The organism is Arthrobacter sp. 135MFCol5.1, from assembly GCF_000374865.1.
In the GTDB taxonomy this organism is placed as follows: domain Bacteria; phylum Actinomycetota; class Actinomycetes; order Actinomycetales; family Micrococcaceae; genus Arthrobacter.
This window is the reverse complement of the sequence record NZ_KB895455.1, coordinates 33,976-57,132: the sequence shown is the minus strand read 5'-3', so window position 1 is coordinate 57,132 and position 23,157 is coordinate 33,976. Positions and strand designations below refer to the sequence as shown.

Annotated in this window: 25 protein-coding genes; 11 read left to right on the top strand and 14 right to left on the bottom strand. The window is 69.2% G+C overall.

Annotation, left to right across the window (positions count from 1 at the left end; genetic code table 11):
- Nucleotides 1-4: 4 nt before the first annotated feature.
- The 6 genes from C563_RS0108845 to C563_RS0108820 all read right to left on the bottom strand — a co-directional run bounded on the left by C563_RS0108845 (nt 5) and on the right by C563_RS0108820 (nt 4,975).
- A complete protein-coding gene (locus C563_RS0108845; protein WP_018761684.1) occupies nt 5-1,279 on the bottom strand; it encodes an MFS transporter in 1,275 nt (424 codons plus the stop codon).
- 113 nt (nt 1,280-1,392) lie between these two features.
- Entirely contained in the window at nt 1,393-2,793 is a 1,401-nt protein-coding gene (locus C563_RS0108840; RefSeq protein WP_018761683.1) for an MBL fold metallo-hydrolase, read from the bottom strand.
- Nucleotides 2,794-2,887: 94 nt separating this feature from the next.
- Nucleotides 2,888-3,184 carry a rhodanese-like domain-containing protein gene (locus C563_RS0108835; protein WP_018761682.1) on the bottom strand — a complete coding sequence of 99 codons (297 nt, stop codon included), beginning with the start codon at nt 3,182-3,184 and terminating at the stop codon, nt 2,888-2,890.
- A gap of 42 nt (nt 3,185-3,226) precedes the next feature.
- Nucleotides 3,227-3,568 carry a rhodanese-like domain-containing protein gene (locus C563_RS0108830; protein ID WP_018761681.1) on the bottom strand — a complete coding sequence of 114 codons (342 nt, stop codon included), beginning with the start codon at nt 3,566-3,568 and terminating at the stop codon, nt 3,227-3,229.
- A gap of 34 nt (nt 3,569-3,602) precedes the next feature.
- Nucleotides 3,603-4,361, bottom strand: coding sequence for a sulfite exporter TauE/SafE family protein (locus tag C563_RS0108825; protein ID WP_018761680.1), 759 nt, complete (start codon nt 4,359-4,361; stop codon nt 3,603-3,605).
- On the bottom strand, nt 4,358-4,975 hold the full coding sequence (locus C563_RS0108820) for a rhodanese-like domain-containing protein (RefSeq protein ID WP_026264569.1): 618 nt from the start codon (nt 4,973-4,975) through the stop codon (nt 4,358-4,360). Before C563_RS0108820 ends, C563_RS0108825 begins: the two co-directional genes overlap by 4 nt.
- Before the next feature lie 124 nt (nt 4,976-5,099).
- Between C563_RS0108820 and C563_RS0108815 the strand changes: the two genes are divergently transcribed.
- A complete protein-coding gene (locus tag C563_RS0108815) occupies nt 5,100-5,357 on the top strand; it encodes a metal-sensitive transcriptional regulator (protein ID WP_018761678.1) in 258 nt (85 codons plus the stop codon).
- Nucleotides 5,358-5,412: 55 nt separating this feature from the next.
- The gene (locus tag C563_RS0108810) at nt 5,413-5,817 is read left to right on the top strand and encodes a DUF302 domain-containing protein (RefSeq protein WP_018761677.1); all 405 of its coding nucleotides are present in this window, start codon (nt 5,413-5,415) and stop codon (nt 5,815-5,817) included.
- Nucleotides 5,818-5,958: 141 nt separating this feature from the next.
- Here C563_RS0108810 and C563_RS0108805 read toward each other — a convergent pair whose 3' ends face one another.
- Nucleotides 5,959-6,795 carry a CDP-alcohol phosphatidyltransferase family protein gene (locus tag C563_RS0108805; protein ID WP_018761676.1) on the bottom strand — a complete coding sequence of 279 codons (837 nt, stop codon included), beginning with the start codon at nt 6,793-6,795 and terminating at the stop codon, nt 5,959-5,961.
- The gene (locus C563_RS21015) at nt 6,792-7,217 is read right to left on the bottom strand and encodes a hypothetical protein (RefSeq protein WP_231369862.1); all 426 of its coding nucleotides are present in this window, start codon (nt 7,215-7,217) and stop codon (nt 6,792-6,794) included. Before C563_RS21015 ends, C563_RS0108805 begins: the two co-directional genes overlap by 4 nt.
- Nucleotides 7,218-7,363: 146 nt before the next feature.
- On the opposite strand from C563_RS21015, the gene C563_RS0108795 reads away from it, so the two are divergent.
- Nucleotides 7,364-7,909: a YceI family protein gene (locus C563_RS0108795; RefSeq protein ID WP_026264567.1), complete on the top strand. Its 546-nt coding sequence runs from the start codon at nt 7,364-7,366 to the stop codon at nt 7,907-7,909.
- Nucleotides 7,910-8,024: 115 nt separating this feature from the next.
- Here the strand turns inward: C563_RS0108795 and C563_RS0108790 are convergent, their stop codons facing one another.
- The 4 genes from C563_RS0108790 to C563_RS0108775 form a co-directional block, all read right to left on the bottom strand.
- The gene (locus C563_RS0108790; RefSeq protein ID WP_018761673.1) at nt 8,025-8,573 is read right to left on the bottom strand and encodes a copper resistance CopC family protein; all 549 of its coding nucleotides are present in this window, start codon (nt 8,571-8,573) and stop codon (nt 8,025-8,027) included.
- Nucleotides 8,574-8,584: 11 nt separating this feature from the next.
- Nucleotides 8,585-9,328, bottom strand: a complete 744-nt coding sequence (locus C563_RS0108785; protein ID WP_018761672.1) for a YcnI family copper-binding membrane protein — start codon at nt 9,326-9,328, stop codon at nt 8,585-8,587.
- A gap of 145 nt (nt 9,329-9,473) precedes the next feature.
- Nucleotides 9,474-10,061 carry a hypothetical protein gene (locus tag C563_RS0108780; protein ID WP_018761671.1) on the bottom strand — a complete coding sequence of 196 codons (588 nt, stop codon included), beginning with the start codon at nt 10,059-10,061 and terminating at the stop codon, nt 9,474-9,476.
- 110 nt (nt 10,062-10,171) lie between these two features.
- Nucleotides 10,172-10,918, bottom strand: coding sequence for an ABC transporter permease (locus tag C563_RS0108775; protein ID WP_018761670.1), 747 nt, complete (start codon nt 10,916-10,918; stop codon nt 10,172-10,174).
- A gap of 146 nt (nt 10,919-11,064) precedes the next feature.
- Between C563_RS0108775 and C563_RS21855 the strand changes: the two genes are divergently transcribed.
- From C563_RS21855 to C563_RS0108745, 6 genes are all read left to right on the top strand, one after another.
- Nucleotides 11,065-12,975, top strand: coding sequence for a carbohydrate-binding protein (locus C563_RS21855; protein WP_018761669.1), 1,911 nt, complete (start codon nt 11,065-11,067; stop codon nt 12,973-12,975).
- Nucleotides 12,972-14,129 (top strand): ROK family transcriptional regulator, encoded by a 1,158-nt coding sequence (locus C563_RS0108765; protein WP_018761668.1) that lies wholly within the window; start codon nt 12,972-12,974, stop codon nt 14,127-14,129. The genes C563_RS21855 and C563_RS0108765 overlap by 4 nt, the downstream gene beginning before the upstream one ends.
- Before the next feature lie 76 nt (nt 14,130-14,205).
- Nucleotides 14,206-14,643: a hypothetical protein gene (locus C563_RS0108760; RefSeq protein ID WP_155845127.1), complete on the top strand. Its 438-nt coding sequence runs from the start codon at nt 14,206-14,208 to the stop codon at nt 14,641-14,643.
- 69 nt (nt 14,644-14,712) lie between these two features.
- Nucleotides 14,713-17,280, top strand: coding sequence for a DUF4118 domain-containing protein (locus C563_RS0108755; RefSeq protein WP_018761666.1), 2,568 nt, complete (start codon nt 14,713-14,715; stop codon nt 17,278-17,280).
- Nucleotides 17,277-17,960: a response regulator gene (locus tag C563_RS0108750; protein ID WP_018761665.1), complete on the top strand. Its 684-nt coding sequence runs from the start codon at nt 17,277-17,279 to the stop codon at nt 17,958-17,960. Before C563_RS0108755 ends, C563_RS0108750 begins: the two co-directional genes overlap by 4 nt.
- 143 nt (nt 17,961-18,103) lie before the next feature.
- A complete protein-coding gene (locus C563_RS0108745; RefSeq protein WP_018761664.1) occupies nt 18,104-20,080 on the top strand; it encodes a hypothetical protein in 1,977 nt (658 codons plus the stop codon).
- Here C563_RS0108745 and C563_RS0108740 read toward each other — a convergent pair.
- On the bottom strand, nt 20,049-20,525 hold the full coding sequence (locus C563_RS0108740) for a hypothetical protein (RefSeq protein WP_018761663.1): 477 nt from the start codon (nt 20,523-20,525) through the stop codon (nt 20,049-20,051). The genes C563_RS0108745 and C563_RS0108740 overlap by 32 nt on opposite strands.
- A gap of 158 nt (nt 20,526-20,683) precedes the next feature.
- On the opposite strand from C563_RS0108740, the gene C563_RS0108735 reads away from it, so the two are divergent.
- Nucleotides 20,684-21,202 carry a GNAT family N-acetyltransferase gene (locus C563_RS0108735; RefSeq protein ID WP_026264565.1) on the top strand — a complete coding sequence of 173 codons (519 nt, stop codon included), beginning with the start codon at nt 20,684-20,686 and terminating at the stop codon, nt 21,200-21,202.
- Nucleotides 21,203-21,300: 98 nt separating this feature from the next.
- Nucleotides 21,301-22,200 (top strand): GDSL-type esterase/lipase family protein, encoded by a 900-nt coding sequence (locus C563_RS0108730; protein ID WP_018761661.1) that lies wholly within the window; start codon nt 21,301-21,303, stop codon nt 22,198-22,200.
- Nucleotides 22,201-22,260: 60 nt separating this feature from the next.
- Here the strand turns inward: C563_RS0108730 and map are convergent, their stop codons facing one another.
- A complete protein-coding gene (gene map / locus C563_RS0108725; RefSeq protein ID WP_026264564.1) occupies nt 22,261-23,034 on the bottom strand; it encodes a type I methionyl aminopeptidase in 774 nt (257 codons plus the stop codon).
- Nucleotides 23,035-23,157: the final 123 nt, after the last annotated feature.

Here is a 23,157-nt window from a genome sequence, read left to right as displayed (position 1 = left end):
GGGGCTATCCCGCAGCGTGGTCATTCCCGCGCATCCGCCCCGCAACCACCAGGCCCGAGAGGGCGGTGAGCACCGCGACGGCGGCGATGGCCGCGGGGATGCCGTAGAGGTCCGCGAGTACTCCGGAGAGCAGGGCACCCACGGCGAATCCGCCGTCGCGCCACAGCCGGTACACGCCCACGGAGCGGGCACGCCAGGCCGGGTGGGCGACGTCGCCGATGGCGGCCAGCAGTGTGGGGTAGACCATGGCGGTACCGAGGCCCAGCACGACGGCGGCGGCGAGCCACGGTGCGAAGCCGTGAGCGGAAGCAATGATCGCCAGGGCGCCGGCTTGCACCAGCATTCCGGTGGCGATGAACCACTTGCGTCCCCAACGGTCGGAGGCTGCTCCGGTCACCAGTTGGGCCGCGCCCCAGGCTGCCGGGTAGGCGGCGGCCAGGATGCCGATCTGGCCCAGGCCAAGCCCGGCGCCGGCGAACAGGACGGGGAAGAGGCCCCATGCCAGGCCGTCGTTGAGGTTGTTCACCAGTCCGGCCTGGCTGGCCGCGGAGAGAGAGCGGTCCCTGAAGCTGGTGAGGGTGAACACCTGCCCGGTGGTGAGGCCGGCACGGGCGGCATCCCGGCCCGCGGCATGCTGCGCGGCCTCGGTCCTGGCATGGTGGTGGGTTTCGCGGACGGCCAGGACCGTGAGACCCAGACCCAGCGCGATGTAGGCGGCGCCCAATAGGAACGGGGCCGGGCGCAGGCCGTAGGCGGTGGCGAGGTAGCCGGTGGCCAGGGCCGTTACGGCGACCCCGAGATAGCCCGCGGCCTCGTTGAAGCCCATGGCCAGGCCGCGCTGTTTGGGGCCCACGAGGTCCATTTTCATGATCACGGCGGTGGACCAGGTGAGGCCCTGGCTGACGCCCAGCAGCACGTTGGCCGCCACGATCCAGCCCCATGACGGAGCAAGTATGAGCATCAACGGGACGGGCACCGCTGCCAGCCAGCCGGTGATGAGGACCGGTTTCCGGCCGTACCGGTCCGAGAGGGTACCCGCGAAGTAGTTCATGGCGGCCTTGGACAAGCCGAAGGCGAGGATGTAGGTCAGTGCGCCCGTGTACAGGTCGAGGTGGAATTCCCGGGCGGCGAGCAGCGGAAGGACCGTGCGCTCCTGGCCCAGGGTGCCCCCCACCAGGGCGTTCACGGCCACCAGCAGCATGAACTGGGCAACGTTCTGCCGCAAGCCCAGCACCGCCGGGGTGGATCCGCTGGTGCCGCGGAGGGGGGTGCCCTGCATGGTGGCTCCGTTCTGGTGAAGCAGAAGGTGGCCCGGACGCGCGGGGGACGCGTCCGGGCCGGGCCCGGGCAGGAGGGGGGTCTTGCCCGGGCGGTCTAGGGGGAATTGCCTGCTCAGGCTGCGGGGACGCTGTTCCGCCAGGCGTTCCAGGCGGCGTAGCTGCCATCGAGTTCGACGACGTCGTACCCGGCCCGGCGCAGGGCGCTGGCGGCCACGGAGTTGCGCACTCCGGACTGGCAGTAGGACACGATGGTGCCGCCGGCCGGCAGCTCATCCAGGTGCCACATCACGCGGCCGCCGCTGAGCTGGTAGGAGCCCGGGACGTGCCCGGCCTTGTGCTCGGTCTTGTTGCGGACGTCCAGGACCACGGCCGCCTCGAAACCCTCGAGTTCCCCAGGCTGGATCAGCTTGGGGGTGAAGGTGGGCAACCCCTTGATGCTGGTGAGGTAGCCGGCCACGTTGTCGATGCCCACGCGGACCAGGTGGTCCCACATGTCCTGGGCCTGGTCCAGGTCCCTGGCCAGCAGCACCAGCGGGTTCTTGTCGGTTTCCGGGTTGACCACCCAGGCGCCGTAGCTGGCTACGGACTTGCCGGCCGGGACGTTCAGGGACCGCGCCACCGTGCCCTGGTGGATTTCGCCGCTGGAGCGGGTGTCGATGAAGGTCAGGGTGTCCTCGGCCAGGCCCTTGGCGACGGCGTCCGTGTCCAGTTCCTGCAGCGGGGCGCGTTCGCCCATGACGGCGGGGCCTTCCCGGTTTTCGCGCTTCATGCGGGCGAAGTAGGCGTGGGCGTCGGGCTGGCCGTCGAGGAGCTCGTTGATGAAGCCCTGTTCGTCGTTGGTGGCCAGGTAGGGGCCCCACCAGGCGTAGAGGCGTTCGTAGCCCACCGTGGAGGAGGGGATGGCGCCCAGGGCCTTGCCGCAGGCGCTGCCGGCGCCGTGGCCCGGGTGGACCTGGACGTAGTCCGGGAGGGTGAGGAACTTGTCGCGGAGGCTGGCGAAGAGCTGCTTGGCGCCTTCGAAGCGGGTGTCGATGCCGCCGGCGGCCTCGTCCAGCAGGTCGGGCCGGCCCAGGTCGCCGGAGAAGACGAAGTCTCCGGAGAGCAGGTAGCCGGGCTTGTCGCTGAACGCGCCGTCGGTGACCAGGAAGGACAGGTGCTCCGGAGTGTGGCCGGGGGTGTGGACTGCCTTGATGGTGATGTTGCCCAGGGTGATGGTGTCGCCGTCGTGCAGCCGTTCGCCGTCGAACCCGTACTGCCAGTCGGGTCCACCCTCGCCGGACACGTAGATCTTCGCGCCGGTGGCGGCGGCCAGTTCGCGCGTGCCGGAGAGGTAGTCGGCGTGGATGTGGGTCTCGGTGACGGCCACGATCTTCATGCCGTTCTTGGCGGCAAGGTCCTGGTAGACGGCGATGTCCCGGCGGCCGTCCACCACGATTGCCTCGCCCTTGGCCTGGCAGCCGATCAGGTAGCTGGCCTGGGCGAGGTCTTCGTCGTATATGCGTTCAAGCAGCATCTGGTGCTCCTTCGAATGGGAAAGATATGAAATCCTGGTACCAATTTTAGATACCAGGGGGGGTATACAACAACTAGAGATATCCCCAGGAATGTCAGGTGGTGGGGAGTCCGGCGCGGGTCCAGGCGGTCATGCCGCCGGCCATGGTGTCCGCCGTGTAGCCTGCGCCGTTGAGGGCGTCGGCGACGGCGGCGCTGCGGTTGCCGCTGCGGCAGACCGCAATGACGGGGACGGCCGGGTCGAGCTCGCCCAGGCGGGCCTGCAGCTGGCCCATGGGGATGTGCAGGGCCCCGGGGATCATGCCTTCGGCGACTTCGAAGTCCTCGCGGACATCGAGGATGCGGGCGGCGTTGCGGCGCTGGTCGGCTTCGGTGATGGTGATTTCAGCCATGATGGTTCTCCTTCGAAGTGGTTGTTGGCTGGGGTGATGTGTCTAGCGGACGGGTTCGCCGGCCTGGCGCCAGGCGGCCATGCCGCCGCGGACCGAGTAGGCGTCGTAGCCCTCGGCGGCCAGGAGCCGGGCGGCGGAGGCGGACCGCACGCCGGAGGCGCAGATGGCGATCACGGGGCGGGTCTTTTGGATGCCGGCGGTGCCGGCCTGCAGCCGGTCCAGGGGAACATGCTTGGCTTGCGGTGCCCGGCCGGTCCGCCATTCCTGCGCTGACCTGACGTCGATGAACGTGGCGCCGGAACCCAGGAGGTCCTTGGCCTGTGCAACGGAGATTGTCTTGTAGGGCTTGCTGAAGGCCTTCTTGAGCGAATCGATCAGTCCCATGCTGTTCTCCTTCGGGTAACGGTGTTGGGGGTTGTCAGGCGGTGACGGTGCCGGCCGTGACCCACGCCGCGACGGCGAAGATCAGCACCGCGAATGAGATGCGGATGTGCTTGTCCTTCAGGTGGCCCGCGAACCGCGCGGCAACCAGTGATCCCAGGATGGCCGGGACGGCGAATGCCAGCGTGGTGGCCCAGTCGATGGTGTAGCCGGCGGCGTGGGCGCTGAATCCGGCTGCGGAGTTGACCACGATGATCGCCAGCGAGGTTCCGACGGCCTGCTTCATGCGCAGGCCCAGGAGGATGGTCAGTGCAGGGGTGATGAGGAAGCCGCCCCCCACGCCAAGCAGTCCGGTGAGGAGCCCGACGAGCAATCCAACGCCCACGGCCTTCGGGGCGCAGGACCGGAAGGCCCGGTTGGGTCCCGTGCTGCAGGAGCCCTCGGTTTCGCGGGGTTTGCTGAGCATCCGGATGCCCGCGGCCACCATGATTCCGGCAAACGCCAGCATCAGGATGGTCGGATCCAGGAGTTTGCCGACGGCGGCGCCGGCCCAGGCCGCCGGAATGCCGGCGCCCCCGACCAGTGCGATGACGGGCCAGTTCAGGCCCTCCCGGATCCGGGGGAGCAGGGCTGCCAGTGACGATATGCCCACCACCAGCAACGACGTCGGGATGGCCTGGGCGGGGCTCATGCCCACGCCGTACACCAGTGCGGGAACGGCGATGATGGAGCCGCCACCGCCCACCACGCCCAGGACGATTCCGACGACGAGCCCCAGACCCAGGGCCGGGATCATGCCGCGGCGTCCTCTTCAGCGCCATGGACGGGAAGCTGCAGGATGGCGCTTTCGCGGGTGGGCTCCGTGGCTGCCTTGTTCCACGGCATGGCCGAGAGGGCCTTGCCCATGGCGCAGGTGTTGGTGGCGGCCGAGAACGTCAGGCCGGTGCCGATGGCGCCTGCGAGCATGCGGACCTTGGGCGAGACGAACTTGCCGCCCACCAGGCCCAGCATCACCAGTGAACCTGCGGCCAGGCGGACCTGGCGTTCCATGTCCCAGCGGTCCTTGCCTTTGACCACGTCACCGCCGGCGGCGGCGAAGCCCGGCACGCCGCCGGTGAGGACATAGGCGGTGTCGAGGCCAACCGCCGCCATCCGCTGGCGGGCCTGCTCGGCGCGGACGCCGGACTGGCAGACCAGGACCACGCGTGAGCCCAGCCGGGCCGCGAGTTCGCCGGTGTGCTCGGAGAGGAGGGGGAGCGGCACGTTGTAGGAGCCGCGGATGTGCATTGACTCGAATTCAGCGGCGGAACGCACGTCGATCACCATCAGGTCCTGGTGCGTGTTGAACCACGACCGCAGGGTCTCGGGGGCTAGTGCCGTAACAGCGGTTGCTGTGGAAGGGGATGTCATGGGGGCCTCTCAAAAGGGGGGCAGGTGGATACCCCACCGAGTATTACAGATACCCCCGGGGGTAGTCAAAACACCCATGGGGGTATATGCTTGGGGGCAGCACCCCACCGATGGAGAACCCGTTATGGAACTGAACCCAACCGAACTCACGCCCGTGATCAACCGCCTCAAGCGCGCCCAGGGCCAGCTCGCCGCGGTCACCCGGATGCTCGAGGAAGGCCGGGACTGCAAGGACGTCGTCACCCAGCTGGCGGCCGTCTCCAAGGCCCTTGACCGTGCCGGCTTCGCCATCATTGCCACCGGCCTGGAGCAGTGCATCACCCAAAAAGACGAAACCATGGACCGGAAAGACCTGGAGAAGCTCTTCCTCTCCCTGGCATAATTCGACGCCCGGCAGCCCCAAGGCAGCGGACCATTCGGCAACTTCGAGGAGCACCATGACCTACACGCTGGCCACCACCGTCGCCCTTCCCTGGGCCGAAGCGCTGGAACGCACCCGCGCGGCCCTTGCCGCGGAGGGCTTCGGGATCCTGACGGAAATCAACATCCGCTCCACCTTCGAAGCCAAGCTCGGCACCGACGCGGCAGACGCCGTCGGGGACTATGTCATCCTTGGCGCCTGCAATCCCTCCCTTGCCAGCCGAGCCCTCGCCGCCGAGCCGCAAATGGGCGCCCTGCTGCCGTGCAACGTGGTGGTGCGCCGCCAGGCCGGTGCGCAAGAGACCACAGTTGAGGCGATCGACCCGCAGGCCATGGTCCAGCTCAGCGACGCGCCTGCAGTCAAGGACGTGGCGGACGACGCCGGGACGCGGCTCCGGAAGGCCCTCGCCAGCCTGCGGTGAGGCGTTGGTCCGCCCGACGCGGGAAGTGATTGGCGACGCAGATTTTCATTTTCGACACCGGGATTCCCTGGCGCAGCCCGGATGCGGGGCGCGCCGGGGAATTTCTGTGTCGGGAGTGACAATGCGCAGCGCAAGTCTGGGTCAGCCGGCGCACGGTCCGTGGTCCGCCCAGGCTGCAGCGCGGCCGGCCGTCCGGTGACGGCGCTCCAGCTGGACCACGTCCCGCCCGAAGGAAAACGCCAGCAGCGCCAGGGCCGCCACCGGAATGGACACCGCGGCCACGGCCGGGATACCGGGAAGCAGTGGCAGGAGCAGCGCGAACGGCTGGAACGCCCCGATTGCCTTCCGGGATTGCCGTGGCGGCAAAGACCCGCGGAGGTGGGGCCGGAAGCGTCCGGCGGCCACGAAAACGTAGTACATGCCCCCGATCGCGAGCACCCACGGCCCCACCCGGGCAGCGGCCGCGACGGACAACGCAAGGACCAGCCCGGCGTCGGTGGCCGCATCAAAGCGCGCCCCCACCGTGGAGGACAGCCCGGTCCGCCGGGCCACCGCCCCGTCTACCCCGTCCAGCGCGAAGGCCAGCCCGCCCAGGACCGGAATCAGCAGGTCCTCCCGCGGCCCCGTGAACAGCTGGGGGACCGCCAATACGGCACAGAGGGCGGCGAGGACGGCGCGCAGCAGCGTCACGCGGTCGGCCGGAGTGGAGAACCTGGGTGCCCGCCGCAGCAGGGAAGCGGCCGCCGCACCCGTGACCAGTGCGCCCGCGCCCAGGCCTGCCAGTTGCAAGGGAAACCCGGGGGCTGACAAGGACGACAGCCACAGCGCCAACAAACCGTAGGCGGCCAGGGCGGCCAGTGCGTCGGGGACGGCACGTCCGGCCGCACCGCGAGGCCCTGCCGCCTCCGCCTGAACGCTGACGACGACGGCGGCGGGCCCGGGCCACCGGCGTGCCGCGGAATCCGGACGGGGAATCACGTGCCGGGACGCGTCGCGCGGCGCTTCACGACGGCGGAGCGCCGCTTCCCGGACGCCCGCGCCAGTCCCACGGCGGCCAGGAGGGCCCCGGCTCCCTCGGCGACGGCGCTGAGGGTCTTCGAGAAGAACCAGACGGGATCGTACATGGCGGGGATCGGTCCGATGGCCGGGATATCAACGTAGCGATACAGCATCACGGCCGCGAAGGCGCTCAGTGCCACCAGCAGGGCCACAGCATAGGCTGCCCGGCTGCCGCGGAGCAGGACAAAGATTCCGGCCACAAGCGCTACCGCGGCCTCCAGCAGGAACAGGGTGCCCTGGCTGACGGTGCCCGGCTGGGCGTTCTGGTAGCCCGGGGCCAGGAACAGGTGTACGCCGGCATCAATGAACAACGCAAGGGCGGTCAATAGTCTTAGTGCCACGCTTATGTATACGCCCGAAGTTCCCTTCCGGTTCACCCCGCCCCCTTATAAATGCGGGTTGGATGCGGAATATTTAGGACCATCCGCAATCTTGCGCCCATAGCGGGCAGCGAAGCCTGCGGCCCTACGAGCAAGGAGAAATGACCATGACCCTTCCCCAGCAACTCACCCCGGGAACCTGGACCCTGGACATGTCACACAGCGAGATCGGCTTCAGCGTCCGGCATGCCGGGATCAGCAAGGTCCGGGGCCGCTTCACCGATGCCCAGGCCGAAGCCCGGGTGGGTGAGTCCCTGGCTGAGTCCACCGTGCACGCCACCGTTGCCACGGCCAGCTTCGACTCAGGAGACGCCAACCGTGATGCGCACGTCCGGGGTGAGGACTTCTTCGACGTCGAGAAGTTTCCCGAGATGACGTTCCGCGGCACTGCCATCGAAGGTGACGGCGAGGAATACACCCTGACCGGCGACCTGACCATCAAGGGTGTCACCAAGCCTGTGGAGCTCGAGGTGGAGTTCACCGGTGTTGCCGTGGATCCCTTCGGCGCCACACGGGCAGGCTTCTCCGCCGAAGCCGAGATCAGCCGCAAGGAGTTCGGCCTGACCTGGAACGCCGCCCTGGAAGCCGGCGGCCTGCTGGTCAGCGACAAGGTGAAGATCAACCTCGAAGCCGCACTCGTGAAGCAGGGCTGACACAGGGATCTGCCCGACGACCGGCCGGGGAGGCCACTGCGCCGGATGCGCAGGGCCGCCCCGGCCGGTCGTAATGCCTGGCCAAGCCCGCGGCTTGGCCAGGCTTGTGGCCTCGTCAGGCGTCGGACTCCGTGTTCCGGAGCCGCCGCCGGACCAGCACCGCCCCGCCGGCCAAGCCGATGACCAGTACGGCGGCAGCCCCGCCGGCAATGATCACGCCTGCGGGCGTCCCGCCGGCACCGGCGGCAGCACCAGCTGCGGACGGCGACGCACCGGAGTTTCCGGAGCCGGCCGTGAACGTGAAGGTTCCTTCGATAGGGTGGCCATCGGAGGAAGCCACTCGCCAGATCACCGTGTATTTGCCCGCCGGTGCACCGGCCTTCACGGCCTGGGTGACATGGTTGTCCACAATCGTGACGGCGCCGTCGGCCTGGTCCGTGCCGGTCCCATCCTGCACCTGGATCACCGAGCCGATGCCCATCGGCGTGTGGTCGAAGGTCAGTCCAATCCGGCTGGGAACCGCCGGAACGGACGATCCATTCGCAGGATCACTGGATTCGAGCACATCGTGCGCCTGCGCGGGTGCAGCCAGGACAACCGAACATGCGGCCACGGCCAGGACCAGCACGCTGCGCTGGAACCAGCGGAGCAGATTCTCCAACATCCGGGCCCCTGCTACTTGGCTGCCGCGCGGGACCGGCGGCCGGCCAGCACCAGTGCCAGGGCGGCGGCGCCCAGGACAAACCCCGCAGCGCCGAGGACAACGCCCCAGATTGAGGTCGCCTCGGACGTGCGCTCGATGGCATCCGAGGCGGCGGGAGCAGCTGAAGCGGCAGCCGGGGCCGGGGTGGTGTGCGCCGTGGTGCCGTCCTCGGCTGTGGTGGTGAAGGAGGGGGCCGGGTGCTTGGGCTCGGGCTGCCCGTCAGCACTGCGCTCGTTCCAGTTCACCACCGTCCCGTCGCTGTAACTTTGGGCGGCCTCCAGCACCACCGTGGTCCCCTCGGCCGGGAGGCGGCCTACCGAGAGCGAAAATGCCTGGTACTGGTTCTGCCCCAACTGGTGGGCTTCGTCCGCGGTCCAGACCACCGAAGTAGGTGCTTTGGTGACCGTGGCGCCGGCCACCGTAACCGGTTTGGGCAGGTCACTGGTGATGACCTGCGCGGTCCAGCCTTCCACCGGTTTGACTGAGACGGAGGTGAACGGTGTGTCGGTGGGCAGCTTGACCTCAAGCTTGTTCGTCTTGGCGGTGGGGGACTCGTTGGGGACATTGAAGGTCAGGTGCGAGTAGCCGTTGGCGCCGGTGTCGCCCGGGTCCACGGAGACGTGGGCTGACGCGGCGGCGGCGCCTGCGGCGAGCATTCCGGCGGCCGCGGTGATGGCGGCGAAGGCTTTGGCGGTGTGGCGGATTGAGGTATTCATGATGTCGCTTTCACAAGGTATGGGTGCGCCGGGGCGGCCTGCGGCTGCGGCCGGGCGCGAGGGCATGGCTGACCGGGGCGCGCGATGGCAGCGGTCCAAGGGCATCGCCTTGGGCCCGGGTCAGCATGGTGGGGTGAGGTGCCGCTCAGGAGGCGGCAGCGCGCGGCGGACCGCGGAGTGCGGGAAGCCGGAGGACCTCGGCGCGCAGCACCACAACAAGGCGGCGCGGAGCCGCAAGCTGCGGCCAGTCGGGAAGGAACGCCGCCGTCAGGATACGGATCAGCGGCCGCAGCCAGGCCGCGAGGGCCCAGAGGGCCGCTTCGCCGCGGGCCAGCACCAGGGCGGTGGACACGGTGGCCGCGGCGTGCAGGACCAGCATCAGCGGGTCCGGAGCGTGGAGGTGTTCCGGGGCCGCTGCCACTGCTGCCGCGGCAAGCGGTTGCCCCGGGTGGACGTGCGCTCCCGGGGCCGGAGTGAAGCCGGACGAAGCCGACAGGGTGCTGAAGGCCTCGTGGAGGAGCAGCTGGCCGCCGATGAGGAGGCCGGCCATCACAGGGGAGTTGACCCGGATCCTGGCGAGCACCATGACCGGCAGCAGCACGAGGGCAAAGAGGCCGGCGACGATGGCCGGGTGCGGCATCACGCCACGGGCCAACACGTGGGCTCCGGCAGCGAGGGCGAACATCGCCGCCGTGAACGCGAAGGCGCGGGGGAAGCGGAACGGCGCGCTCATGCCAATCGCCACCCCTTCTTCCGCTGATTACCCGGTACCACTTTAGGGAAAGCAGCACCCTGGCGCGTAATCGGCGCACGGTGCTGCCGGGGCCGTGACGGGGCGCAGCCCTACAGCGGGTCGGGCCGGACTGTGACGTTGCCCAGCGAACGGATCAACGCGACGGCGGTAATGGACCCTGCCGCCATAATGGACGCCAGCACCACCACCTGGAACCGGCCGGCTTCCAGGGGCGAGGCGCCGCCAAAGATGGCGCCCACGAATGCGCCGGGCAGCGTGACCAGTCCGGTGGTCTTGGTCTGGTCCGTGGCGGGGATCAGCGCCGAATGCACCGCCTGCCGGGCCTGGCTGAGGGTGGCCTGCCGGGGCGTCGCGCCCAGCGCCAGCCAGCCCTCCACCTGGTCCCACTGTTCCAGGACGGCCTCGACGAAGCGGCGGCCGGCCAGCGTGGCGATGGTCATGGAGTTGCCGATCACGATCCCGCCCACGGCCAGGGCGTAGCGCGGCGAAAATTCGATGGCCCCTGTGCCAAAGACGATGGCGACCGTCACCAGGATGCCGGCCGCCATGGTCGCGGCCACCACGGCGAACCGCCGCCAGGACCAGGTGAGCCGCCGCGTAGCCGTCACGGACGCCACGGAGAACATGACCAGCAGGGCCAGGCCCACCCATGCGGGGCTGGTGATCACCCCTCCCAGGACAAGGCTGATGACCGCCAGCTGCAGCACGCCGCGGAGGATGGCCAGGGCAGGGGAGAGGTACGACGGCGTCCGCGAGCCCCAGAGGATGCCCACCGTGAGTGCCGCCAGGATGGCGATCGCCGCGAGGGTGGGGGCCAGTGCGGCGAGGTCGGGCATCTGCCCAGCTTACTGACCCCGTGGCTTACCGGTGCCATGCCCGCCCGAGGGCTGGCCCGGCGTCGGAATTAATTAAATGCTTGACGCACGAATATGGCCCGTGAATACTTTGGTGTGCCCCGACCTCCCACCCAAAGGACTGATCGATGATGAACCTGTCCCGCCGCACATTGCTCACCACCGGCAGCGCCGCCACCCTCGCCTACGCCCTGGGCATGGCAGGCTCCGCCCAGGCCGCCACCGCCGTCACCGCCCGCCCGGGCATCCCCGTCACGGCCGCGCCGCCCTTGCGCCTGGCCAGCCGGAACAGCGTGTTCACCCGCAGCGGTGCCGGCCCCCGGTACTGGAACATCTACGGCTACTCCTTCCCGCACAACGCCCCCATCCCGGAAAACGAGTGGAAGGCCAACATCGACTGGCTGGCCGGAAACTTCGCCGGGTTCGGTTACGACATCGCCTGCACCGACGGCTGGATCGAAGGCTCCAGCCGCACCACCGGCAACGGCTACATCACCAGCTACAACGATTCCTGGCAGCACGACTGGGCTTATTGGGCAAACTACCTGGCCGCGCGGAAGATGAAGCTGGGTGTCTACTACAACCCGCTCTGGGTGCACCGGGCCGCCGTCGAAGACGCTTCCAAGACCGTCCTGGGCCGGCCCGACATCAAGATCGCGGACCTGGTGGTGCCCGGGGACTTCTTCGCCCGGGACATCGGCGGAAACCAGCTGTACTGGCTGGACGTGACCAAGTCCGGCGCCAAGGAATACGTCCAGGGCTACGTGCGCTATTTCAAGGACCTCGGCGTTCCCTACCTTCGGATCGACTTCCTCTCCTGGTACGAGGACGGAAGGGACGCGAACATCGGGCAGGTCAACGCCCCGCACGGCCGGGCCAACTACGAACTCGCCCTCTCCTGGATCAACGAGGCCGCCGGCGAGGACATGGAAGTTTCGCTCGTAATGCCGCACATGTTCCAGGACGGTTCTGCGGAACTGGCCAACGGCGACCTGGTGCGGATCAATGCCGACGCCGACAAGGGCGGCTGGGACCGGTTGAGCGGGATGCGCCAGAACTGGCAGGACGCGTGGCCCAACTGGGCCAACCCGTTCTGCGGGTTCACCGGCTGGTCCCACCGCAACGGCAGGGGCCAGCTGATCCTCGACGGCGACTTCATGCGCGCCAGCACCTTTGCCAGCGACGAGGAACGCAAGACCATGATGAACCTGATGGTCGCGGCCGGATCACCCCTGGCCATCGCTGACACCTACCAGCAAATCGGCAACAACGCCTGGGTGTACACCAACAAGGAAGTCCTCCAGCTCAATGCCGACGGCCTGGTGGGCAAGCCCCTCTACCGGTCCGCCACTCCGTTCTCCAAGGACCCGGGCTCCCGTGACACCGAACGCTGGGCCGGGCAGCTTCCGGACGGTTCGTGGGGCGTTGCGCTCTTCAACCGCAGCGACACTGAAACGGTCACCAAGACCATCGACTTCGCAAAGGACCTCGGCCTGGCAACCGGGGGCAACGTCCGGGACCTCTGGGAGCACAGGAACCTGGGCATGGAATCCCGGGCCACGGCCGCGCTGGCCCCGCACGCCTCGGCCATCTTCCGCGTCACTCCGCCGAAGATGCACGGCACCACCCGGTACCCCGCGGCCTTCGCAGCCTGGGGAGGCGGGGCCGGCTTCAACAACAACCACCCCGGGTATGACGGCAACGGCTTCGTGGACGGACTCCAGGCGGGCTCCGGCAGCGCGGACCCGCTGGTCACGTTCGCGGTCCAGGTGCCGCACCGCGGCAGCTACGCCATCCGCTACCGGTATGCCAATGCCACCGGCGATACCAGCACCATGACGGTCACCGCCGAAAAGGCGGACCGTTCCACCGTGGACGGTCCGGTCCACGTCAGCTTCCCGGGCCTGGCCACCTGGGACACCTGGGGCGTGGCGGACGGCGCCATCACGCTCGATGCCGGCCTGAACCTGGTCACCATCGGCCGGGGCGCCACGGACAAGGGAGCCATCAACCTGAACTGGATAGAGTTGGACATGTGAGCACACCGACGCAGGCCTTCGGGGTTCCCGCCCTCAGGGATCCGCACCGGGCAGGGCTGTTTTCCCTGGTGCTGCGGCACGCGCCGATCTCGCGGGTGGAGCTTGCCCGGCAGGCATCCCTGGACCCGTCCACCATCGCCCGGACACTCCGGCCGCTGGTTGACCAGGGATACGTGGTGGAGGCGCCCACCATCCCCAACGGCCGCGGCCGGCCCGAGCGCCTGATCGAAGTCGTTGCCACAAAGCACACCGCGGTGGGCATCAAGATCGGTCCCAAGGTCATTTCCGGCGTCGTCACGGACCTGGGCGCAAACGTGCTGGCCCGCGGCGAGGAAGTGGGTGTTCCGCTGGCGCCGGCGGACACCTTCCGGGCCGTCGCCGCCTTGGTGGACCGGCTGCTCGACTCGGTGCCCGGCGCGCGGGAAAAGGCCTTGGGCGTGGGGGTGGCGGTCAGCGGACACGTGGATCCCGACGCCGGGACATGCCGCTTTTCCCCGATCCTTGGCTGGCGGGGGGTGGACGTGGCAACACCCCTGGCGGAACAGATCGCGCTGCCCGTCACCGTCCACAACGACGTCAACGCCCTGGCCGTCGCCGAGCACCTGTTCGGCGACGGCAGGAACGCCCGCAACTTCGCGGTGGTGACCTTGGGGCCCGGCATCGGACTGGGCCTCGTGTTCGACGGAAAGGTGTACGGCGGGGCCCAAGGAGCCGCCGGGGAACTGGGCCACATCCCGCTGGTTCCGGACGGCCCGCTGTGCAGCTGCGGCCGGCGGGGCTGCCTGGAAGCGCTCGCCGGCGACGCAGCGATCGCCGCCGCCGCCGGCACCGCGGATGTGGGCACGGCGATGCAGCTGGCCCGGGACGGCCAGGGCGGGCGGGCAGCCGCCGCCCGGGCAGCCTTCGACGACGCAGGCGGCTGGATCGGGCGGGGCCTGGCAGTGGTGTGCAACCTTGCCGCCCCCGAACTGGTGGTCATCACCGGCGAAGGTTCCGCCGCCTACGACCTGCTGGCCGACCGGTTGGCGGCGTCCCTTCGGGAGTATGCGCTCGAGGGTGGCGACTTCCTGCCCCGGCTCAAGGTGGCGCCCGCCGACGCCGATCTCTGGGGCAAGGGCGCCGCCTGCCTGGCCATCCAGCGGTCCCTGCGCTGAACCACCCCGGTATTCCACGCCGGCGTGCGCCGGCACCATTGCGGCGCGCGGGTCTTCCTACAGAATCGAGCAAAGATTGCCTCCACTGAACGTGCGGGCCGCCCTCCGCCAGCCTCCGCGGGACCGCAGCCTGGCGGAACACTGGATCCGGGCCGTCCTGCTCCTCAACCTGGCGCTGCCCTGCCCTGAGGACTCGGGTCCCGTTGACCCGGACCATGCGGGTCCCGTGGACCCGGACGTCGGGCCCGGTCCCGACGGCGGCCGGCGGGACTTCCTGCGCGCGGCCTCTGCCTGGCGGACCGAACTGGAGTCCTTCAACTACGTCCACTGGGAGGACTCCCGGGACGACGCCCTGCTGCATTTCAGCCGGCCGTACGGGTGGCACTGCGTCGCCAACTTCGGCCGCTTGCCCGTGCCGGTGCCCGAGGGGATCGTGGTGATCAGCAGCGGCGCCGTCCAAGATGGGTGCCTGCCGCCGGCCACGACCGTGTGGCTGCTCCGCTGGGTGGAATAGCCTGTACCTGCGGGCGGCCGGCAGCCCGGGGAGTTGGTCCGGGTGGCCGGAGGGGATAAGACTGTGAATATGGCACGGGGAACGCTTCGCATCTTCCTGGGCGCGGCAACGGGAGCCGGCACAACATACTCCATGCTGCGCGAGGCACACCGCCTTGCGGCGTGCGGCCGGGACGTGGCCGTCGGCATCGCCGCGGACCACGGCAGGACCGAGACGGCGCACCTCCTCGACGGGCTCGACGTCGTTGCCCCGCGCCCGGTGCCCGGCGCCGGCGGAGCAGCGGCCTCCGAGCTGGACGTGCCGGCAGTACTGGCCCGGCACCCGGAGGTGGCCGTCGTCGACGACTATGCGCACGTCAACGCCCCGGGAAGCCGGAATGGGCGCCGCTGGCAGGACATCGAAGAACTCCTGGCGGCCGGGACGGACGTGCTGACCACCCTTACCGTCCAGCACGTGGCATCGCTGCGGGACGCCGTCGCAGCCATCACGGACCAGTCGAGCGGTGAAACCGTGCCGGACGCCGTGGTGCGGCGGGCAGAGCACATTGAGCTGGTGGACATTCCGCCCGAGCTGCTGCGCCAGCGCGTCGCCGACGGAAAGGTATTCCCCAAGGACGCCATAGATGCGGCCCTGGCCAACGAATTTCGCCTGGGCAACCTGATCGCCTTGCGCGAAATCGCCCTGATCTGGCTGGCCGACCGCGTGGACGAAGGATTGGCGACCTACCGGAAAAGCCAGGGCATCACCGCCACCTGGCCCGCACGCGAACGGGTGGTGGTTGGCCTGGACGGCGGCCCGGACGGGGAACTGCTCATCCGGCGGGCGTCCCGGATCCTGTCCAGGGTCCACGGCGGCGACCTGCTGGCCGTGCACGTGCGGCGGGGAGACGGCGGCACCGCCGAGTCCGGCCACGCACTGGACGCCCAGCAGCGCCTGGTCACGGACCTCGGCGGAACCTGGCACACGGTCTCGGGGGAGAACGCCGCCCAATCGCTCCTGGAGTTCGCCCGCAGCGTCAACGCCACGCAGATCGTCATCGGCGCCTCGACCGGAGGGCTGTGGAGCCGGCTGCTCGGTTCCGGAGCCGGCGCCAAAGTGGTGCGGGACTCCGGCGACATCGACGTCCACATCGTGTCCCGGCCGCAGGGCGGCGCCGGCCTGCCCAGGCCCGCCACCGCCGCACTGGGCCGGACGCGCACCACAGTCGGGTTTGTCCTCGCCGTCATCCTTCCGGTCATCCTGACCGCTGCCCTGGCCGCCAGCCCGGACCTCAACCTCGCCACCCACGCGCTGGTGCACCTGACCGGCGTCATGGCCGTGGCCTTCATTGGCGGTTTGTGGCCGGCGGTGCTCGCGGCGGTCCTGGATTCGCTGCTGCTGAACTTCTTCGAGACAGAACCGGTGGGAACGTTCACCATCAAGGACCCGCAAAATGTGTTCGCACTGGCGGTGTTCCTGGCGGCGGCGGTGGCGGTCTCGCTGGTGGTTGGCCTGTCCGCCCGGCGGGCCCGGGAAGCCGCCCGGGCCCGCGCCGAGGCAGCCACCCTGGCGGACCTGGCCCGCGACGCGTTGCTTGCCGATGACACCGTTGCCGCGTTCATGGCCAAGGTCCGGGAAACCTTCCAGGTCCGCTCGGCAGGGTTGTTCACCGTTGCCGGTGACGGCAGCGGTGCGTGGGAACTCCAGGCCTTCTCGGGTGCCCTGCCGCCGCCCGCCCCGGACGCCGCGGCCTTGACGGACAGCGTGGAACTGGCCGACGACCGGACGGCGCTGGTCCTCTCCGGGCGGACCCTGACCGCCGGCGACCGGCTCCTCCTCGCAGCCCACGGCGCCCACCTCCTGCTGCTGCGCCAGCGCCAGGCCCTGCAGCGAAGGCTGCAAAGCACCACCAAACTGGCGGAGGGCAACAGCGTCCGCACGTCCATCCTGCGGGCCGTCAGCCACGACCTGCGCACCCCGCTGGCCGGGATCAAGCTCGCCGTCACCGCCCTGCGCCGCCAAAGCCGCAGGCTGCCGGAGGAGGTGCAGGCCGAGATGCTCGCCACGATCGAGTCCTACACCGAGCGCCTGGACGCCCTGATCTCGAACCTCCTGGACATGTCCCGCATCTCCAGCGGCTCGGCGGCCCCGCTGACAGCGCCGGTCTCCTGGCGGGACGCGATCGAGGACGCGCTGCGCGGACTCCCGGCAGGCCGGATCCGGGTTGACCTTGCGCCTTCCATGCCTGCCGTGGACGCCGACCTGGGCATGCTGGAACGGGTCATCGCCAACATCGTGGAGAACGCGCTCAAATACGCGCCGGAGTCGGACGTGGTGATCGTGGGTGTGTCGGCCGGGACGCTGAGGACCGACGACGACGGCGGCGGGTTCGGCGAGTTGCGCATCGTCGATCACGGGGAGGGTGTGCCCGCTGCCGCGGCTGCCGCGATGTTCCAGCCGTTCCAGCGGCTCGATGATGCCCCGGAAGGGCTCGGCATCGGGCTTGGCCTGGCCGTCGCCAAGGGCTTCACGGAGGCCATGGGCGGAAGGCTGGTAGCCGAACCGACCCCCGGCGGCGGACTGACCATGATCATCAGGCTGCCGCTCTCCGCGGGAGCTGCCACCCCGGACCGCCGCCCCGCCGGGAGCACGCCATGAGGACCATCCTGATCGTCGATGACGAACCCCAGCTCCTGCGCGCCCTCCAGGTGAACCTTGAAGCTGAAGGCTACCGGGTGCTGACGGCGCTGGACGGTACGTCCGCCCTGCACCACGCGGAGGGCGGCCATCCGGATGTGATGGTCCTGGATCTCGGGCTGCCGGACATCAACGGCGTGGACGTCATCACCAGGGTGCGCCGGACCAGCAGCATGCCCATCATCGTGCTGTCCGCCCGGCACGGCTCCGTGGACAAGGTCCGGGCCCTGGACGCCGGCGCCGACGACTATGTGACCAAGCCGTTCGGGCTGGACGAACTCCTGGCGCGGCTGCGCGTGGCGGGGCGGCGGAGCGGAACCCCGGAAACGGTGGACAGTGGCCCGGCCATCGACGTGGGCGATTTCGAAGTGGACCTGGCCAACCGGAAAGTCACCCGTGCGGGAGACCCGGTCCGGCTCACGCCCCGCGAATGGGCCATCCTGGAACTGCTGGCCCGGAACCCCGGCCGGCTGATCACACAGCAGCAGATGCTCCGGAAAGTCTGGGGCCCCGGCTACGAGAACGAAACCCACTACCTGCGCGTTTACATGGGCCAGCTGCGCCGCAAGCTCGAGGCCGACCCCGCCCGGCCCCGGCACCTGCTCACCGAGGCCGGCATGGGCTACCGCTTCGAACCGTGACCCGCCCCGCCAAGGGCCCCGGACGGCGTCGTACATCACGCGTAAAGGAATCATTAAGAAAACCCCCTTTCCGACGCCAGCCAATTTTGCCGGTGCTAGCTTCGCAGTGATCGCGGTGCACAGGGCAGCGCGGAAAGGCAGTCATGACCACGTTAAGCAGGCCCCCGGCGGATCCTTCCGCGCTCCACCCGCATGGCAGGAAGGCGCTCAAGGACTGGCTGCTGTTTGGCCTGCAGGACAGCAAGGGCACCCACCAGGGCCCCGGCGGCGTTCCGACGCAGCACGAACGGAAGCACACGTGGTGGCAGGTCATGTGCCTGACCGGCGTGGACTACTTCTCCACCCTGGGGTACCAGCCGGCCATCGCCGCGCTGGCTGCCGGGGTCATCTCCCCGCTGGCCACCCTGGTGCTGGTGGCGGTGACCCTGCTGGGCGCGCTGCCGGTCTACCGCAGGGTTGCCGGTGAAAGCCCGCGCGGTGAAGGCTCCATCGCCATGCTTGAGCGGCTGCTGCCGCGCTGGGGCGGCAAGCTCCTGGTGCTGGTCCTGCTCGGGTTCGCCGCCACCGACTTCATGATCACCATGACCCTCTCGGCAGCCGACGCCACCGCGCACCTGGTCGGCAACCCGGTAGCTCCGGGGTGGCTGCAAAACCAGAACGTCCCCGTCACGCTCTTCCTGCTAGCGCTGCTGGCGGCGGTGTTCCTGCGCGGATTCAAGGAAGCAATCGGCGTCGCGGTGGTCCTGGTGGTCCTCTACCTGGGCCTGAACGCCGTGGTGGTGGTTGTCACCCTGGGACAGGTGATTTCCCATCCTGCGGCCATGGGGGATTGGTGGACCAACCTGTGGGTCTCCCACGGGAACCCCGTGATGGCGGTGGCCATCGCGCTGCTGGTGTTCCCTAAGCTGGCGCTGGGCCTGTCCGGCTTCGAGACGGGCGTTGCGGTGATGCCGCAGGTCCGGGGCGCGGCGGACGATACCGAAGAGAACCCGGCGGGCCGTATCCGCGGCGCCCGGCGCATGCTCACCACCGCCGCCGTGATCATGAGCGTGTTCCTGCTGACCACCAGCTTCATTACCGTGGTCCTGATCCCGGAGCAGGAATTCCAGCCCGGCGGCCAGGCTAACGGGCGCGCGCTGGCGTTCCTCGCACATGAATACCTTGGCGTCGGATTCGGCAGCGTCTACGACATCAGCACCATCGGCATCCTCTGGTTCGCCGGCGCCTCGGCCATGGCCGGCCTGCTGAACCTGGTTCCCCGGTACCTGCCGCGCTACGGCATGGCCCCCGGATGGGCCAAGGCGGTGCGCCCCCTGGTGCTCGTCTTTACCGTGATCGGCTTCGTGATCACCTTTATCTTCAACGCCGATGTCGACGCCCAGGGCGGCGCCTACGCCACCGGCGTCCTGGTGCTGATGACCTCCGCAGCCGTGGCCGTGACGTTGTCGGCGCGCCGCCGCGGGCAGCGGAACCTAACCGTCGGCTTCGGCGCGATTTCGGTGGTGTTTGCGTACACTACGGTGGCCAACATCTTCGAACGTCCCGAAGGCATCCGGATCGCGGCCATCTTCATTATCGGCATCATCGTGATCTCCCTGCTGTCCAGGGTGCGGCGTTCCTTTGAGCTGCACGCCACCCGGGTGCACCTGGACCAGCAGGCCCTGGAGTTCATGTCCAGCACCCTGGACGGGCCCATCGCGATCATTGCCCATGAGCCGCTCCGGCTGTCGGCGGAGGCGTACCGGGACAAGCTGGAATCTGCGATCGAGGTCAGCCACCTGCCGCTGGCGGGAGACGCCCTGTTCCTCGAAGTCATTGTGGACGACTCCTCCGACTTCGAAACGGAGCTCCACGTCCGCGGCGTGAACCGCCACGGCTACCACGTCCTGGAAGTCCACGGGCCGGTGGTGCCCAACACCATCGCCTCCGTGCTCCTGCACATCAGGGACGTGACCGGGCTGATGCCGCACATCTACTTCCGCTGGACCGAGGGAAACCCGATCACCAATCTGGTGCGGTTCCTGTTCCTGGGCGAGGGCGAGATCGCGCCGGTGACCCGTGAGGTCCTGCGCGAGGCCGTCCCCGATGTCACCCAGCGCCCATGGGTCCACGTGGGCTGACCGGCGGGTCCGCCGGTGTCCCGTCCGTGCGCTTCGGCGCGGGACCGGGGCGCTCCGGTGCGGTGCGCCCCGGTGCCGCCACGTGCGCCACCGTGGCCGCCACCCGGGCGGCGTCCGCCAGGGTCAGCGGGACGTGCGCGCGGAAGGCGGCCTCGGCGTCGTCCTCCCAGACGCCCGCTGACAGCACCACCACGTGCACCATGTCGCCGTAGGAGTCGTTGCAGGCCAGGATGTCGCCGGGAACTTTGCGGGCGTGCAGGCCCGACGGTGGCCACGGCTGGAAGATGACCCACCATTGCTCGCCGTCCTGGTCGGGGAAGAGGTAGCCGCTGGCCGGCTGCAGTGCACGCCCGTTCAGGGGCCGGCCACCGTAGCCCTCCACGGCCTCGGCTGCGGCGGCGAACTTGACCCTGCCACGGTCCTCCGGCGCCTCGTCCCACCGCATCTGCGCTCCCTGCCTCCCACCTGCTGCCTATGCCTCCATCAAAGGGCTGCACGGGCTCCGGCGGGGTGGACGGGGCCGTTTATTGACGGATTATTTACGCCCCGCCCCGGCCGCCGCCAGGCCAGCGGGACAGGGGCCGGTCAACCATAATGGGACCCATGGACAGCCCAGTGACGATCCGCCCCATGCGCCCCGATGACTGGGACGCCGTGCATGCGATCTACGCCGCCGGCATCGCCACGGGGGAAGCGACCTTCGAGAGCGAACCGCCCACCTGGGAGGCGTTCGACGCCGGCCGGTTGCATGAGCACCGGCTCATCGCCGAGGACGCGGGCCGGGTCCTGGGCTGGGCCGCCGTGTCCCGGGTTTCGTCCCGGGAGGTGTACCGGGGCCTCGTGGAGCACTCCATCTACGTGGCGCCGCGGACGCAGGGCCGGGGCGTGGGCCGGCTCCTGCTCGGAGCCCTGATCGATTCCACCGAGGCCGCGGGCATCTGGACCATCCAGTCCAGCATCTTCCCGGAAAACACGGCGAGCCTGGTCCTGCACCAGCGGCTCGGGTTCCGCGTGGTGGGGACCCGGGAGCGGATAGCCCGGATCAGCAACGGGCCCAAGGCCGGGCACTGGCAGGACACGCTGCTCCTGGAACGCCGCAGCACCGTGGCCGGGACCGAATAGCTCCGGCTTTGCCTAGGGTCCAAGGGCCCTGTTTGGGTGTCCGGCGCGCACCCTAGCGTCAGGGGACACGTTTACCCGAGGACAGTACGGAGCCCATCATGCAGTTTCCCTCAGCCTGCCGCCGCAGTGCGGCCGCTTTCGCCGCCGTCACCGCCGTTATCCTCTCAGGGGCATCCACGCCGGCTTTCGCCGCCCAGGACCCCGTCAAGTACGTCAATCTCGGGGACTCCTTCTCGGCCGGCTGGGGCTCGCTGGCGCCAACTGCCGCCGTGAATCCGGCGTTCGGCAGCCCGGCCTGCTTGCACGGCGGCCCTGACGACGTGGCGCTGCTGGACCAGCTGCAATCGGTGGCCCTCACCGGCGACTATGCGTGTGCAGGCGCGACTGTCGGAGCAACAACTTCAGGTATCCCCACTATTGCCCAGCAGGCGGCAAAGGCGTCCCTTGATGGTGCGCTCAACAGCACCACAGGACTCGTTACCCTTACCGCCGGCGGCAACGACGTCAACTTCGGCCAGATCATCGCAGCGTGTGCTGCAGACACATCGCCACAGGCCACCGGGTGCCAGGCGGCCACAGCCTATGGAGTCCAGCTTGCAAACGGGGTCGACGTCGCCGGGACGGTCGGAACAATCCGCGGGTACGCGGCCAATGCCAAGATCGCCTGGCTCGGCTACCCCCGGCTCTTTGCGACGGCCGGAGAATCCACCACAGTCATCGCCGGCGGCGGTGTCATGTCAGCAGCGGCCGCAGCAGTGTTCGACAAGGGCACGGACCAGCTCAACGCCGCCCTCGCGGCCAAGGCACGGAACGCCGGCGCCCAGTTCGTGGACGTCGCCCCCAAATTCAACGGCCACGAAATCGGTTCCTCCGCCTCCTGGTTCAACCTGGGCCAGTACACGCAGTTCAACTTCCACCCCACCGCCGACGGATATTCCCAGGGCTACTACCCGGCCATGGTCAGTTCGATCAAGCCTTCCCAGCTGGTGAAGGGCTGACCCCTCCCGGGGACAGGGACCCTGGAACGCCGCAGCACCGTGGCCGGGACCGGATAGCTCCTACCGCGAGGGCAGGGTCAGGATCTCGGCGCCGTCGTCGGTAATGGCAATGGTGTGCTCCGTGTGGGCCGTCCGGCAGCCGGTGGCGCTGCGGAGGGTCCACCCGTCGTCGTCCGTGACCAGTTCCGCCGTATCCGCCATGATCCATGGCTCCAGCGCCAGCAACAGCCCGGGCCGCAGCTTGAAACCGCGGCCGGGCCGGCCCATGTTGGGCACATGCGGGTCCTGGTGCATGGTGGAGCCGATGCCGTGGCCGCCGAACTGGGTGTTGATGGGGTACCCGGCATCGGTGAGGACGCGGCCGATCGCGTAGGAGATGTCGCCGATCTTGGCGCTCGGACCCGCGGCGGCGATGCCGGCGGCAAGCGCCCTCTCGGTCGCCTCGATCATCGCCACGCTCTCCGCCGGCCGTGATTCGCCCACCACGAAGCTGATGGCGGCGTCCGCTGCCACCCCGTCCTTGACGACGGCGAGGTCAAGGGTCAGCAGGTCGCCGTCGGCCAGGGCGTAGTCGTGGGGCAGCCCGTGCAGCACGGCGTCGTTGACCCCGGTGCAGATGTAGTGGCCGAACGGGCCGCGCCCGAAGGACGGCGCATAGTCCACGTAGCAGGATTCGGCTCCGGCCGCGGCGATCATCTCCTTGGTCCACTGGTCGATGTCCAGCAGGTTGGTGCCCACCGTGGCGCGGCTTTTCATGGCCTGCAGGATGTCAGCCACCAGGGCACCGGTGACGCGTGCGCGGCCCACTTCGGCGGGGTTGAGGATCTCGATCATGGGGGCGCCCTTCATCTGCGGCCGGCTAGCTCTAGGGGCCATCCTATTTGCCCAGCCGCCGCGGGCTGCAAGGGGACGGCCCGGACCTGCGGGATTATTGCGGCGATTGCCAAAGACATAGAT

Bases quoted from the DNA above. Each gene is read 5' to 3' on its own strand.
- C563_RS0108750 (WP_018761665.1), top strand. From the start codon at position 17,277: ATGAGGACCATCCTGATCGTCGATGACGAACCCCAGCTCCTGCGCGCC.
- C563_RS0108790 (WP_018761673.1), bottom strand. From the start codon at position 8,573: ATGTTGGAGAATCTGCTCCGCTGGTTCCAGCGCAGCGTGCTGGTCCTG.
- C563_RS0108815 (WP_018761678.1), top strand. From the start codon at position 5,100: ATGGAACTGAACCCAACCGAACTCACGCCCGTGATCAACCGCCTCAAG.
- C563_RS0108835 (WP_018761682.1), bottom strand. From the start codon at position 3,184: ATGGCTGAAATCACCATCACCGAAGCCGACCAGCGCCGCAACGCCGCC.
- C563_RS0108775 (WP_018761670.1), bottom strand. From the start codon at position 10,918: ATGCCCGACCTCGCCGCACTGGCCCCCACCCTCGCGGCGATCGCCATC.
- C563_RS0108730 (WP_018761661.1), top strand. From the start codon at position 21,301: ATGCAGTTTCCCTCAGCCTGCCGCCGCAGTGCGGCCGCTTTCGCCGCC.
- C563_RS0108755 (WP_018761666.1), top strand. From the start codon at position 14,713: ATGGCACGGGGAACGCTTCGCATCTTCCTGGGCGCGGCAACGGGAGCC.
- C563_RS0108740 (WP_018761663.1), bottom strand. From the start codon at position 20,525: ATGCGGTGGGACGAGGCGCCGGAGGACCGTGGCAGGGTCAAGTTCGCC.
- C563_RS0108840 (WP_018761683.1), bottom strand. From the start codon at position 2,793: ATGCTGCTTGAACGCATATACGACGAAGACCTCGCCCAGGCCAGCTAC.
- C563_RS0108795 (WP_026264567.1), top strand. From the start codon at position 7,364: ATGACCCTTCCCCAGCAACTCACCCCGGGAACCTGGACCCTGGACATG.
- C563_RS0108845 (WP_018761684.1), bottom strand. From the start codon at position 1,279: ATGCAGGGCACCCCCCTCCGCGGCACCAGCGGATCCACCCCGGCGGTG.
- C563_RS0108810 (WP_018761677.1), top strand. From the start codon at position 5,413: ATGACCTACACGCTGGCCACCACCGTCGCCCTTCCCTGGGCCGAAGCG.
- C563_RS0108780 (WP_018761671.1), bottom strand. From the start codon at position 10,061: ATGAGCGCGCCGTTCCGCTTCCCCCGCGCCTTCGCGTTCACGGCGGCG.
- C563_RS21855 (WP_018761669.1), top strand. From the start codon at position 11,065: ATGATGAACCTGTCCCGCCGCACATTGCTCACCACCGGCAGCGCCGCC.
- C563_RS0108785 (WP_018761672.1), bottom strand. From the start codon at position 9,328: ATGAATACCTCAATCCGCCACACCGCCAAAGCCTTCGCCGCCATCACC.
- C563_RS0108745 (WP_018761664.1), top strand. From the start codon at position 18,104: ATGACCACGTTAAGCAGGCCCCCGGCGGATCCTTCCGCGCTCCACCCG.
- C563_RS0108825 (WP_018761680.1), bottom strand. From the start codon at position 4,361: ATGATCCCGGCCCTGGGTCTGGGGCTCGTCGTCGGAATCGTCCTGGGC.
- C563_RS0108830 (WP_018761681.1), bottom strand. From the start codon at position 3,568: ATGGGACTGATCGATTCGCTCAAGAAGGCCTTCAGCAAGCCCTACAAG.
- C563_RS0108735 (WP_026264565.1), top strand. From the start codon at position 20,684: ATGGACAGCCCAGTGACGATCCGCCCCATGCGCCCCGATGACTGGGAC.
- map (WP_026264564.1), bottom strand. From the start codon at position 23,034: ATGATCGAGATCCTCAACCCCGCCGAAGTGGGCCGCGCACGCGTCACC.
- C563_RS0108820 (WP_026264569.1), bottom strand. From the start codon at position 4,975: ATGACATCCCCTTCCACAGCAACCGCTGTTACGGCACTAGCCCCCGAG.